The organism is Actinoplanes sp. CA-131856, assembly GCF_050956135.1.
GTDB lineage: Bacteria > Actinomycetota > Actinomycetes > Mycobacteriales > Micromonosporaceae > Actinoplanes.
Window position 1 is genome coordinate 1,635,959 of record NZ_CP191849.1, and the last position, 12,641, is coordinate 1,648,599.

Sequence of the window (12,641 nt, forward strand, 5' to 3'; positions counted from 1 at the left end):
CTCTCGCCCGGTCGCTCTTTCCGGGTACCCCCTTGGGAGGATTCATGTCCGCTTTGTCCCGTAGGCGCGTTCTGTTCGGCGGTGCTGCCGTCGGCGCCGGAGCGCTTCTCACCGCGTGCACGAGCAACACCCCCGAGAACAACGCCCAGGTGAACACCAACACCGACGCGTCGGCCAACCCGAACGCCGCCCCCGGCCAGAAGGTGACCATCGGGTTCTCCGCGCCGGCCGCCGACCACGGCTGGATCGCGGCCATCACCAACAACGCCAAGGCGCAGGCCGCGGCCTATCCGGACGTCGAGTTCAAGCCGGTCGAGGCCGGCGCCGACGCCGCCGCCCAGCGGGCCGCCATCTCCACGCTGATCTCGCAGAAGCCCACCGTCATCGTGATGCTTCCGCACGACGGCAAGGAGCTGAACTCGGCCGGCATCGAGGCGATGGCGGCCGGCATCCCGGTGATCAACCTGGACCGGGCCTTCCCGTCCATGGCGGCCTACCGGCTGCAGATCAAGGGCGACAACTTCGGCATGGGCCTCGCCGCCGGCAACTACATCAGCGAGCAGCTCAAGGCCAAGGGTGTCACCAATCCGGTGATCGGCGAGATCCCCGGCATCGACTCGTTGGAGCTGACCCAGGAGCGCTCCGAGGGCTTCAAGAACGCCCTCGCCGCGCACGGCTTCAAGGTCGCCAACCGCCGCCCGGCCGAGTTCACGGCCGACAGCGGCCAGGCCGCCGCGACCGCGCTGCTGCAGGCCCTGCCCAAGATGGACGCTCTGTGGAACCACGACGACGACCAGGGCATCGGTGTGCTGGCCGCGATCAAGCAGGCCAACCGCAGCGAGTTCTTCATGGTCGGCGGCGCCGGCTCCAAGCAGGCGATCGACGCCATCTCGGCCGACAACAGCGTGCTCAAGGCGACGGTCACCTACAGCCCGTCCATGGCCTCGTCGGCGATCACGCTGGCCCGGCTCATCGGACAGGGCAAGGGGATGAGCGACCTGGTCGAGCTCCAGGTGCCCAAGGAGATCACGCTCGCCTCGGAGACGATCACCAAGGACAACGCTTCGCAGTACGCGAAGCTCGGTTTCTAAGGGGTTGTAGATGTCGGAACAGCTGCGGGTCGGCATGGTCGGCTACGCGTTCATGGGGGCCGCGCACTCGCAAGCGTGGCGCACGGTCAACCATGCGTTCGACCTGCCGCTGTCGGCACGGATGACCGCGGTGGCCGGCCGCTCCTCCGACGCGGTGGCGGCCGCCGCGGCCAAGCTCGGATGGGCCGAGCACACCACCGACTGGCGGTCGCTGATCGACCGGGACGACATCGATCTGATCGACATCTGCACGCCGGGCGACACCCACCGCGAGATCGCGCTGGCCGCGCTCGCCGCCGGCAAGCACGTCCTGTGCGAGAAGCCCCTGGCCAACACGGTGGCCGAGGCCCAGGAGATGGCCGCGGCCGCGGCGCAGGCCCGTGGCGTGTTCGCCATGTGCGGCTTCAACTACCGGCGCGTGCCGGCGGTCGCGCTCATGCGTGAGCTCGTCACCGCCGGCCGCATCGGCAAGCTGCACCACGTGCGGGCGACGTATCTGCAGGACTGGATCGTCGACCCGGAGTTCCCGCTGGTGTGGCGCCTGCAGAAGGACGTGGCCGGATCGGGGGCTCTGGGCGACATCGGCGCGCACATCGTCGACCTCACCCAGTTCGTCACCGGCCAGTCGATCGCCGCGGTGTCGGCCCTGACCGAGACGTTCGTCAAGTCCCGGCCGCTGCCGTCGGCGTCGGCCGGGCTCTCCGCCTCCGGCACGTCGTCGTACGGCGAGGTCACCGTCGACGACGCGGCGCTGTTCCTGGCCCGGCTCGACGGCGGGGCGGTGGCCACGTACGAGGCGACGCGCTTCGCCACCGGCCGCAAGAACGCGCTGCGGGTGGAGCTGAACGGCTCGCTCGGCTCGCTGGTCTTCGACTTCGAGCGGATGAACGAGCTGGCCTTCTACGACGGCGCGCTGCCGGCGGAGGAGCAGGGGTTCAGCACGATCCTGGTGACCGAGCCGAACCATCCGTACATGTCGGCGTGGTGGCCGGCCGGCCACGGCATCGGCTACGAGCACACCTTCACCCACGAGGTCCGCGACCTCATCGAGGCGATCGCGGCGGGCACCCAGCCCACACCGTCGTTCGCCGACGCGTTGCAGGTCCAGCTCGTGCTCGACGCGGTCTCCCGGTCGGCCGAGTCGTCCCAGTGGTGCGAGGTGAAACCGGCCCTCGAGCCGGTCTGACCGATCTGGTCGTCCGTCGCGGATCGGCGAGGGATGGTGCGGTTGCGCCCCGCACCAGCCGATCCGCGACGGAACCGGATTGCGGAATCCGACGAATGGCCGGTGGCGTCTGTCCACGGGTTCTTCGTAACCTGGTGCCTCAATGACCACGACCTACCCACTCGACGGCGTTCCGGCCGATCGGGTCGTCGAGGTCCGCGGCGCCCACGCCGGCGACCTCGCCCATGCCCTGGCCGGGCACAGCACCGACCTCGCGGCGGTGGTGACCCGTCCCGGCGCCGGCTGGTCGACCCCACGCGAGTTCGTCGGCGCGATGCTGGACGACCTCGAACATGTCGCCGCGGAACTGCTTCCCGCGTGGCTGCCGGACGCCTCCGACATCACCCGGGCCGACCTCGGCGGCACGGCCGCGATCCGGATCATGGCCGCGGCCCGGGCATCGCGGGCCCACTACAGCCGTTCGTTCCTGATCGACCTGGCCCTTCTCGCCGTGACCGGGCACCGGGCCGCCGATCACCACGTGCCCGTCCGGGCCCGCGTCGCCCAGCTCGCCCGTCTGGTCGCGGAAGCCTTCGGGCGCACCCGCTGCGTTCTGCTGGTGCCCGTACCCCCGGACGCGACCCTGGGCCAGCGCGCGGCGATCGTGGCCGGCGGCGAATGGCTCACCCACAACGCCAAGGTCGGTGTCTGGCTGCTGGGCCGGCCGGGTCTCGACGCGGGCCGGGTGCCGGTAGTGACAGTGGACGGCCTGCCCTCCGGGCGCTCGGCCCCGATCGGCAAGCCCCACCCGGCCAGCGCGGTCGAGTCCGCACTGGAGGCCGCGCTCGCCGTGGAGAGCTGGGCCGCCGGCCGGCACTGGAACCACACCTATCGATCGACACCGCTCAGTCCGCCGATCCGGCTCGACCTCGTCTGGCCCGGCGAGCGGTGCGTCGTCGAGCTCGACGGCCCGGAGCACTGCCACCCGGTGCGCTTCGAGGCCGACCGGCGACGCGACGTCCAGTTGCAACTCGACGGCTACGCCGTCCTGCGGTTCACTAACGCGCGGGTCGTCCACGACATGGGCGCGGTCGTCCACCAGATCGGCACCTACATCCGGGGCCGGCGGAGCGCACCAGCGGAAGGAACATGACCATGGCCGGCGAAGACCTCACTCCCGCCGAGAACGCCATCCTGATCGTTCTCATGGCGGAGGCCCGGGAGATCCTCAACACCGAGCTCAAAGCGGTGTACGGCCTCGACGTCCGCAAGCCGAGCCGGGACAAGCTCGGCCGCAAGCAGTACGTGGCCAGCCGCAAGAGCGGGCCCACGTACGCGCTGCAACTCGACGACAAAGGATGGGTGCACGTCCAGGACGAGCTGAACTTCCGGTCGAACGGCGCCACCGCCCAGGCCGCCGCGATATCCGCCGTCCTGGCCGGTCTGCGTGATCGTGTGCTCGACCGGAGCGGCTGCACGTCGTTCGCCGAGCTGTTCGCGCTGAGCGACCTGCGGGGCCCGGCGGCCACCCCCGACCTCCGGCCCCGGATCATCGGCGTCTACGACGCCCTCAAGGACGAGCCCCAGGGCTGGGTCAGCCTCACCCGCCTGCGGTTGTGCTTCCCGGACGTGCCGCGCGCGGCCCTCGACGACGCTCTTCGCCGGTTCAGTCGCGAGCCCGGTGTCACCCTGGCCCCGCAGTCGAACCAGAAGATGCTGACCGAAGCCGATCATGCCGCGGCCCTCCACATCGGCGGTCAGGACAAGCACGTTCTGTCGATCGCGTGATGGAGGAGCGGGAGCGCGCCGCTCTGGCCGCGCTGAGGTTCAACTGGGCGCCCGTTCCCGACGACGTCTGGCGGCCCATGCCGTTCCACGTCGACGGCCTGCACACGGCGGTGGCCCGCGACGTGCTCGACGGCGTGTCGGACGCCCGGGCCAGCGACGGCGGAAGCCCGATCGGCCTCGTGGTGCAGGGACAACGTGGCTCCGGAAAGACACATCTGCTCGGCTGGGTCCGTCAGCAGGTGCAGGAACAGGAGGGCTACTTCTTCCTCGTCGGGCTTCTCGACGCGGCCGGATTCTGGGACAGCGTGCTGGCCGCGATGCTGGACGGGCTCTCCCGTACGGTCCCGGGCCGCGCCGAGACGCAGCTGGTGCTTCTGCTCCGGCGGCTGTCGGCGATGGTCGGCGCCCCGCGCAAGGCGCGCCGGGCCGTCATGGGCGAGATCGAGCTGACCCGGCCCTCGCTGGACGCGTTCATCGAAGGGCTGGGCGAGTTCGACCGGCAGGTCGCGCGGGCCAGCCAGGACACCGCCCGGGCCCTCGCGCTCAGCGCGTCCGAGGACGTCGGCCATCGCGATCTCGCCGAGAACTACTTCCTCTCGGGTGAGGAGTCCGAGCCGGGCGAGCGCGGCGAGTGGGGCATGCGCCGGGCGCCCCGGCGCGCCCAGCAGATCGTGCAGGACCTGTCGTGGCTGCTGGCGCTGACCGGCCCGTCGGTGATCGCCATCGACCAGATCGACACGATCATCGCGCAGAGCTCGATCGCCGCCGGATCGCGCCTGACCGAAGCCGCGCGGGTCAGCCCCGAGCAGGCCCTCATGCTGAGCCAGATCGCCGACGGCCTGATGGCGCTGCGCCAGATGACCCGCCGCACGCTCACCGTGGTGGCCTGCATCCCGGACTCGTGGGCGACCATCCGGACCATGGCCACCGACACGGTCGGCGACCGGTTCCGCCTGGCCCCGAAACTCGAGGTCATCAAGGACGACGTCCTGGCCCGGGCGATCATCGAGAAGAGGTTCGCCGTCCGCTACGGGGAGATGGGGTTCGTTCCGCCCTACCCGTCCTGGCCGGTGCGGCCGTCAGCCTTCACCGCGGCCGGCGACTACACGCCGAGGCAGTTGCTCATCGAGATCGACACGCACATCCGCAAGTGCATCGCCGACGACGAGGTCAGGGAGCTCGACCAGCTCGGCGCACCCCCGGCCGTCGAGACGGTCGAGCCGCGCCCGGTGGCGACCGATGAGATGACGAGGTTCGACGCCCGCTTCGCGGAACTGAAGAAGACCGCGGACGTCGTCACTCCGCTCGAGAAGACAGGCGAGGACGGCGCGGTGCCGGAGCTGCTGGCGGCCGGGCTCACGGCCTGGATCCTGGAACGGGGCAACGCCGGCGAGGCGTTCTCGGTCGACCCGCCGCCGAGCACCAACCCGCCGCTGCACGCCCGGATCAGGCTCACGCTGAACGAGAGCACCGAGGACCAGGTCCACTGGTGCTTCCGGGCGGTGAGCGCGGGGCATCACGGCAACGCCGCGCTTTCCCGGTTGCGCAAGGCGGCGATGGCGACCGGCCTCGACCACCGGGTGCCCAAGCGCAAGCTGTTCCTGCTGCGCAACGGCGGCTGGTCGGGCCCGGCGACGCTGAGGGCCGTCGACAGCTTCCACGCGGAGGGCGGCCGGATCCTCACCCTGGACGACGAGGACCTGCGAACACTGTCCGCGCTCCGCATCATGCTGGCTGAGGAGAGCATCGACCTGCAGTCCTGGTTGGCCGACCGCCGCCCCACCCAGCACATCAGGCTGATAAATGAGTCTTTGTCCGACGCGGACGGCTGGCGCCAGGACAAGCCTTCGGCCTCCCCGCCTGCGCCCGTCCCTGCCCGAGCCTCCGCGCCCGCGCCTGCCCGAGCCTCCGCGCCTGATCAGGTCTCGCTGGCGCCCGATTTGTCCCCGCCGCCGCTGCCGGCGTCTTCGTCAGCGCCCGATTTGTCCTCGCTGACGGCCGCGTCGCCGTCGGCGCCGGAGCCGCTCCCGTCGCTGCCCGCTTTGTCCACGTTGGTGTCGCGTGATGCGTTCACCATCGGGCACGGCTATGACTCGCAGGCGCCGGCGCGTCTCGGGCTGGCGTCGCTCCGCAAGCACATGACCATTTTCGCGGGTTCCGGATCGGGCAAGACCGTGCTCATCCGCCGGATCGTCGAGGAATGTGCCCTGCAAGGCGTCTCCAGCATCGTCCTCGATCCGAACAACGACCTGGCCCGGCTCGGCGACGCCTGGCCGGAACCGCCGCGGCAGTGGCGAGCGGACGACCCCGCCAAAGCGGCCGACTATCTCGCCGGCACGGACGTTGTCGTCTGGACGCCGCGGCGGATGTCGGGCCGTCCCCTCAGCTTCCAGCCGCTGCCGGACTTCCGCAGTGTGCGGGACGATCCGGACGAGTTCGACGAGGCGGTCGACGCCGCTGTCGCCTCCCTCGCCCCACGGGCCATGGTGGTCGGGCGCGCCCCGAAAGCCCACCTCGGGCTGGCCGTTCTCCGCAAGGCGGTCGAGCACTACGGCCGCCGCGGCGGCACCCGGATCAAAGGGCTGATCGACACCCTGTACGCCTTCCCGGACGGGATCATCGACCTGGACGGCGCCGACAAGATCGCGCTCGGACTGGCCCAGACCCTGACCGCGGCCATGGTCAACGACCCGCTGTTCGGCGGCGAGGGCACCCCGATGGACCCGGGAACCCTGCTCACGCCCGATCACGGCAAGCGGGCCCGGGTCTCGGTCATCAGCCTGATCGGGCTGCCGTCGGACGAGGCCAGGCAGAGTTTCGTCAACCAGTTGCAGATGGCCCTGTTCGCCTGGATCAAGAGGAATCCCGCCGGTGACCGGCCGCTTCTCGGCCTGCTCGTGATGGACGAGGCGCAGACCTTCGCGCCGTCCGGCGCCATGACGGCCTGCACCCAGAGCACGCTGGCCCTGGCCGCCCAGGCCCGCAAGTACGGCCTCGGGCTGATCTTCGCCACCCAGGCCCCGAAGGGTCTGCACAACCGGATCCCCGGCAACGCGGCGACGCAGCTCTACGGCCTGCTGAACAGCCCGATCCAGATCGAGGCGGCCCGCGACATGGCGAAGGCCAAGGGCGGCGACGTGCCGGACGTCTCGCGGCTGACGGTCGGCGAGTTCTATCTGGCCGCCGAGGGCGAGGCCCCCGCGAAGATCCGGACGCCGTTGTCGCTGAGCCATCATCCGCACAGTCCGCTGACCGCCGAGGAGGTGCTTCAGGCGGCCCGCCGAGCTGGGTAGACACAGAGGTTTCGAGGATCAGACATAGGTTCCCCGTAGAAACGGCTCCTACTTTGCTGGGCGATGGCGGGCCCGCTGAGGACCCGCTCGCGCTCGGAGGGAACCACAATGATCTACGCCTCGGCACGGCTGCACGAGAACGACGGCGCCAAGGTTTTCGTCGACGCGACCGGCCGGCGCAAGAGGCTTCTGGTGATGTCGGGTGTGGCGGCGGCGCTGGCCGCGGTCGTCTACATCGGCGTGGTGGCGATGAGCGTCGTGCAGGCGCCCTCGGCCGATCTGCCGACCAAGGGGACGATCTCCACGCCCGCCTCCGAACGCTGACGGGGTGTCACTTCCCGTAGCCGGAGAACAGGGACGTGAAGGCGTACTCGCTCTGGGCGATGCCGCTGCACGTGCCGCTCAGGCTGCCCGACGTGCAGTTGCCGTTGTCCCGGTTGATCGACCAGAACCTGATGAACGCCAGGTTCTTCTGCTCGGCGTACGTCAGCAAGGTCTTGGCATTGGCGACCGTGGTGACCGGGCCGGTGTCGTTGACCCCGATCATCGGGGTGACGCCGAGCATCGCGTAGAGCTGGGCGCTGGTCCGGCCGGTCCAGATCGCCTTCAGGTCGGTGTGCACGGCCTCGGTGGCGGCGATCATCGCGGCGCCCCAGCCGCCGCTCGCGTCGAAGTTCATGATCATCGGGTTGACGGTGACCTCGACGCCGACGTTCTTGACGCTGCGCAGCAGGGCGATGCTCTTGTCGGTCAGTCCGGCCGTCATGCCGCCGACCGGCACGGTCAGGCTGATCGCGGTGCCGCGCGCGGCCTGCAGGGTGGCGAGTGCCTTGGCCACGGTGCCGGGCGCGACCGCCTGCTCGATGTCGACGTCGAGGGCGTTGCTCCCGGTGGCATTCAGAGCTTGGGTGTACGCCTTCGCGAGCTGGGCGGAGGTGCAGACGCTCTCGAGGTACGTGCCGGTGGCGCCGCCGCTGGAGACGACGACCCGGCCGCCGAGCGCGGCGATCTTCGTGACCTGGGCCTGGACGGTGCTGTCGGTCAGCGCTTTGGTGCCGCCCCAGGTGGGCGTGCAGGACGTCGTGCTCTTGGCCAGGATGAAGGCCAGGGAGAAATCCGTCATTCCGGTCTTGGCGGAGATCTTGCTGATGTCGGTGGTTCCGCTGGTGACGTCGATGTACGGCGCCACGGCCGGAGTCTTCTTCGTGACGGCGGCCGAGGGCGACGCGCTGACACCGGCCGACGCGGACGCGCCGGCCGCGTCGCTCGCCTTGCAACCGGTGGCGAGCATCAGCGCGGCTGCCGTGAGACAGACCAGCGAGCGGCGTTTCGGATTCATGCCCGAGATCTTGGCATTTATCCCTGTGATCGATACCTAACTATCGTCATTAAGCCGCTTAAAACGGACGCCTCGAGTGGGCGCGCTATTCGCCGCGAATCGGACGTAGAGCGTACGTAATCAATCGCTTTTTGCGGTTTAAATCACAATTGGGAAGGTTGGTCGTGACCGTCTACACCTCGAGGAAACCGCCACCGCCGGTCGAGAAGCCGGCGCCGGCGCCGGCCGCCGACGCCCGGATCCTCGGCGGCGGCATCGTCCTCGCCGTGCTGATCGCCCAGCTTGTCACCCACTGGTTCACGTGGCTGCTGGTGGCCTTCGGCGTCCTGACGATCTCCCGGCTCGCGCTCATGCTGGCGCTGGGCCGCCGCCACGCCCGCCGTCATCGGCGTCCTCTGAAGAACCGGTATGAGAAACCGGTGACGGTGGTCGTTCCGGCGTACAACGAAAAGGAATGCATTGCCGACACCGTCCGATCGCTGGCCGCCAGCACCTATCCGATCCGCGTCATAGTGGTGGACGACGGCTCGACGGATGGCACGGCCGAAATCGCCGATTCCCTGGGCTTCACAAATGTGACGGTGATCTGGCAACCCAACGCGGGAAAGCCGGCCGCCCTGAACACCGGCATAGCCGCCGCAACCACCGAAGTCGTGGTGATGATGGACGGCGACACCGTCTTCGAGCCGGACACGGTACGTCACCTGGTGCAGCCCTTCGCCGACAAGTCGGTCGGCGCCGTGGCCGGCAACGCGAAGGTGGCCAACCGCAACGGCATGATCGCGCGCTGGCAGCACATCGAATACGTGGTCGGCTTCAGCATCGACCGCCGCGCCTACGACGAGATGCGCTGCATGGCCACGGTCCCGGGGGCGATCGGCGCGTTCCGCCGCGAGGCGCTGTCCCAGGTGAACGGCCTGAGCGACGACACCCTGGCCGAGGACACGGACCTGACGATCGCCATCATCCGTGCCGGTTGGCGGGTGGTCTACGAGGAGAACGCCCGAGCCTGGACCGAGGCCCCGACGACGATCCGCCAGTTGTGGCGTCAGCGCTACCGCTGGAGCTACGGCACGATGCAGGCGATGTGGAAGCACCGCCGGGCCTTGATCGAACGGGGCCCGGGCGGAAAGTTCGGCCGCCGCGGCTTGATCAACCTGGCCCTGTTCCAGACCTTGATGCCCCTGCTGTCACCCCTGATCGACGTCTTCCTGATCTACGGCCTGATCTTCCTGGACCCGTTCGAAACGCTGGTGGCGTGGTTCGCGATGCTGGGCATCCAGCTGGCCAGCACGGCGTACGCCTTCCGCCTGGACCGGGAATCCCTGAAACCGATCTGGGCGGTGCCGTTGCAGCAGTTCGTCTATCGCCAGCTCATGTATCTGGTTCTCATCCAGTCCACGTTGGCCGCCTTGGGCGGCATCCGCCTCGGCTGGCAGAAACTGCAGAGGGCGGGCGGCTTGAGCGCCTTGCTGGGAACGCGCTCCAAAGCGTGACGCTGTTCAGCCCTGCATCAGCCGGGTCAGGTTGGTGAGGCTGGTGATGAGGGCGGTCGTGTAGCCGAGAATGCGGCCGGCCCATTTGACGACGGCCGAGGCGATCTGCGCGGCGACGATCGGAATGGTGACGACCAGGAGCGCTTCGGCGGCCCAGACGATGACGCGGGCCACCAGGTCGGCGATGAGGTCGCGGACGATGTCACGGGTGAAGGTGACCAGGTTGCCCGCGGCCTCGGTGGCGGAGGACATGGTGGCGGCCAGGACGCTGAGGCCGCCCAGGGCGTCGACGTTGTTGGCCATCAACGACTGGTAGGTGGTGGCGGCCGGCCCCTGCCAGTCGGGAAGGTCGCCAGCCAGGTGCCCTTGAAGGTCGGCCGACATCGACTGAAGCTCGCCGGAGATGTTCTGCCAGGTGGCGGCGTGCGAGGCGACACGGCCGGGAATGCCGGCGAGCTTGTCGAGGACTTCGCGCAGCGGCTCGAAATATTCCATGGCCCACCCGAGCCCGTTGGCAAGAAGCGAGCTGAACGGGTCGAGCACGGTGGCTGTGGCCTCAAGGGCGAAGGCGCCACCGGCGAGAGCGCCGTCGACCCAGTTGCCGCTGCTCACGGACTGGTGCAGCCCTTGAAAGCTGTCGACGAGGGAGGCGCCGGTGACGCTGCCGCCCGGGTTGACGACATTGGCGACCAGCGAGGTGCTCACAGGTTGCCCGCTTCCCGCAGACGCCGGGCGGCGGCATCATCGACCTGCTCATATCCGGCGCCGGTCTGCCGCAGGGCGTCACCGGCGAGCCGCAGATTCTCCTCGACATACGCGATCAGCTGGTCCTGCCGCACATGCCGCGACTCCAGAATCCTAGAGATCCAGCCACAGAGCAGCCCGTACGCCGCATCGTCCTGAGTGATGGCGGAACTGGCCGCCTTGACAGCGGCAAACCGCTCCTGAACAGCATCCACTTTGGCGGCATGCGCCCTGATCTGCGCGGCGTCAACCGAGAACCCGTCAGCCATGCCGCTCCAGCCGTTCCCCGATGACCCGCCCCGCTAGGGAGTCGGCCCCCACGGTGTCCACGACGATCGCCTGGGTCCGCCGGTTGGCCTCGTGCTTCGCTTCCCGCAGAGCGCTCATGACGGCCCGCCCCACAACATCAGGCGCAAACCGCTGAATCCGCTCGGTAAAGCTGATGTCCAGCATCACGCCCGAGGCATCAACGGTGACCTCAACAAGATCGTTGCCATCGCGTCCGGTGGCGCGCAGCTCAGCCAGGCGCTCACTCAGGGCTTGAGCATTGGCCGCGTTCTGATCGACGCGCTGCTTCCAGTCCCGCAGATAGGCGCGCGACCCGTCGGGAGTGAGAAAGTCACTTTCACCGAGAGCGCCAGTCATGCCTATGGATGCTAGGAGGTCGGCGCTACCCCTGGGCCGCGGCAATCACCGAGCGGAGAGTTTCCAGAAGCCGGCGAAGGTAGGCGGCGGCCGAGGCGTCCGTCGGTTCGTCGAGGCCACGGTTGCCATCACCGGCGACGAGGCGAAGAAGCGTTCCCTCGGGCTGAGGCTCGGACAGGATGGTCTCCAGGGCGACCTGGTATTGCTCGAGGAAGAGTGTGTTGGTCTCCGCCGTGTCGTGAAGCTCTTCACGAATCTCTTCGAAGCTGTCCGCGTCGTGGACATAGCTGTGCAGCAGAGCCCGCACCTTCTCGATGGGCGAAAGCGCCGACCGCTCCGCGATACGCGCGCGAAGCGACTCGGGCAGGCCTGACGTGTCCATGATTCAAGACCCTAACGCCGCCGGGTAGGCGGTGAGGAGGTAAGGCTGTGCCGGATCGGAGTCCTTCACGAGCTTTATGCGAACTCTGACGAGACTGGTCGTGGTGTACTCGGCCTGACGTGGGCCGACGCCATACATGCCGTTGTTGTAGTAACCCTCGCCGATCCGATGGCCCGCGTCGAACATGCCGTCGTGGGATTCCTCCAATGCCAGGTCGTCGCGGATACGTGACCAGTTCCGCCGGATGTAGTCGTTGATCTCCCGGTGCATGGTCGAAGGGTCGGTCCACTTCAGGGAGGCGTTGACGGCGTCGTTCCATTCGCCGTCCCCGTAGATACGGCCCTCAACGGTCTTCGGCCCGAGATGCCGTTGGAGGGGGATGTCGGGTCCGTGATGATCGATCGTGTGAGCGCGCCGATGCTCGGCGTCGTTCTCGGCGATGTCGAACCGTGGTGGGTCGTCTCCCAGCTGCTCGTAGCGCCGCATGATCGCGGCCAGCTCGACATCGCCCGAGGCCGGCGTGGGTTCCGGAGGCCGCTGGGCGGCGCCCGGTCGGCCGGCGCCGGCGATGGTGGCTATGGCGTCGTGGGCTGCGTCTACGTTGTTCGGGGTTCTTGGTCTTGGTGGGCGTGCAGGACCGCTGTCGCCTCCGTGGGGCCTTGGCCTGGCGGTCATGGCCCGACGCTAACAACAGGGGT

13 protein-coding genes are annotated in these 12,641 nt (G+C 68.9%); 7 read left to right on the forward strand and 6 right to left on the reverse strand.

Going from position 1 to position 12,641, the window contains the following annotated elements:
- Nucleotides 1–44 precede the first annotated feature (44 nt).
- The 6 genes from ACQP2X_RS07895 (at nucleotide 45) to ACQP2X_RS07920 (ending at nucleotide 7,661) form a co-directional block, all read left to right on the forward strand.
- Nucleotides 45–1,091 (forward strand): substrate-binding domain-containing protein, encoded by a 1,047-nt coding sequence (locus ACQP2X_RS07895; RefSeq protein WP_498695384.1) that lies wholly within the window; start codon nucleotides 45–47, stop codon nucleotides 1,089–1,091.
- 10 nt (nucleotides 1,092–1,101) lie between these two features.
- Entirely contained in the window at nucleotides 1,102–2,277 is a 1,176-nt protein-coding gene (locus tag ACQP2X_RS07900; protein ID WP_498695385.1) for a Gfo/Idh/MocA family protein, read from the forward strand.
- 142 nt (nucleotides 2,278–2,419) lie between these two features.
- Nucleotides 2,420–3,409: an endonuclease domain-containing protein gene (locus tag ACQP2X_RS07905; RefSeq protein ID WP_498695387.1), complete on the forward strand. Its 990-nt coding sequence runs from the start codon at nucleotides 2,420–2,422 to the stop codon at nucleotides 3,407–3,409.
- 2 nt (nucleotides 3,410–3,411) lie between these two features.
- On the forward strand, nucleotides 3,412–4,044 hold the full coding sequence (locus tag ACQP2X_RS07910) for a hypothetical protein (RefSeq protein WP_498695388.1): 633 nt from the start codon (nucleotides 3,412–3,414) through the stop codon (nucleotides 4,042–4,044).
- Nucleotides 4,044–7,337: an ATP-binding protein gene (locus ACQP2X_RS07915; RefSeq protein WP_498700854.1), complete on the forward strand. Its 3,294-nt coding sequence runs from the start codon at nucleotides 4,044–4,046 to the stop codon at nucleotides 7,335–7,337. Before ACQP2X_RS07910 ends, ACQP2X_RS07915 begins: the two co-directional genes overlap by 1 nt.
- Nucleotides 7,338–7,445: 108 nt before the next feature.
- Entirely contained in the window at nucleotides 7,446–7,661 is a 216-nt protein-coding gene (locus tag ACQP2X_RS07920) for a hypothetical protein (protein WP_097320188.1), read from the forward strand.
- A 7-nt stretch (nucleotides 7,662–7,668) separates the two neighbouring features.
- Here the strand turns inward: ACQP2X_RS07920 and ACQP2X_RS07925 are convergent, their stop codons facing one another.
- Nucleotides 7,669–8,676, reverse strand: coding sequence for a glycoside hydrolase family 18 protein (locus tag ACQP2X_RS07925; protein ID WP_498695390.1), 1,008 nt, complete (start codon nucleotides 8,674–8,676; stop codon nucleotides 7,669–7,671).
- 164 nt (nucleotides 8,677–8,840) lie between these two features.
- Between ACQP2X_RS07925 and ACQP2X_RS07930 the strand changes: the two genes are divergently transcribed.
- On the forward strand, nucleotides 8,841–10,172 hold the full coding sequence (locus ACQP2X_RS07930; RefSeq protein ID WP_498695391.1) for a glycosyltransferase family 2 protein: 1,332 nt from the start codon (nucleotides 8,841–8,843) through the stop codon (nucleotides 10,170–10,172).
- Between the two features lie 6 nt (nucleotides 10,173–10,178).
- Here ACQP2X_RS07930 and ACQP2X_RS07935 read toward each other — a convergent pair whose 3' ends face one another.
- The 5 genes from ACQP2X_RS07935 to ACQP2X_RS07955 are packed head-to-tail and all read right to left on the reverse strand — an operon-like array spanning nucleotide 10,179 to nucleotide 12,618.
- Nucleotides 10,179–10,877 carry a WXG100 family type VII secretion target gene (locus ACQP2X_RS07935; RefSeq protein WP_498695392.1) on the reverse strand — a complete coding sequence of 233 codons (699 nt, stop codon included), beginning with the start codon at nucleotides 10,875–10,877 and terminating at the stop codon, nucleotides 10,179–10,181.
- Nucleotides 10,874–11,185 (reverse strand): type VII secretion target, encoded by a 312-nt coding sequence (locus tag ACQP2X_RS07940; protein ID WP_498695393.1) that lies wholly within the window; start codon nucleotides 11,183–11,185, stop codon nucleotides 10,874–10,876. The genes ACQP2X_RS07935 and ACQP2X_RS07940 overlap by 4 nt, the downstream gene beginning before the upstream one ends.
- Nucleotides 11,178–11,561 carry a YbaB/EbfC family nucleoid-associated protein gene (locus ACQP2X_RS07945; protein WP_498695394.1) on the reverse strand — a complete coding sequence of 128 codons (384 nt, stop codon included), beginning with the start codon at nucleotides 11,559–11,561 and terminating at the stop codon, nucleotides 11,178–11,180. Before ACQP2X_RS07945 ends, ACQP2X_RS07940 begins: the two co-directional genes overlap by 8 nt.
- Nucleotides 11,562–11,586: 25 nt before the next feature.
- Nucleotides 11,587–11,943 (reverse strand): hypothetical protein, encoded by a 357-nt coding sequence (locus tag ACQP2X_RS07950; protein WP_498695396.1) that lies wholly within the window; start codon nucleotides 11,941–11,943, stop codon nucleotides 11,587–11,589.
- A gap of 3 nt (nucleotides 11,944–11,946) precedes the next feature.
- The gene (locus tag ACQP2X_RS07955; protein ID WP_498695397.1) at nucleotides 11,947–12,618 is read right to left on the reverse strand and encodes a hypothetical protein; all 672 of its coding nucleotides are present in this window, start codon (nucleotides 12,616–12,618) and stop codon (nucleotides 11,947–11,949) included.
- Nucleotides 12,619–12,641: the final 23 nt, after the last annotated feature.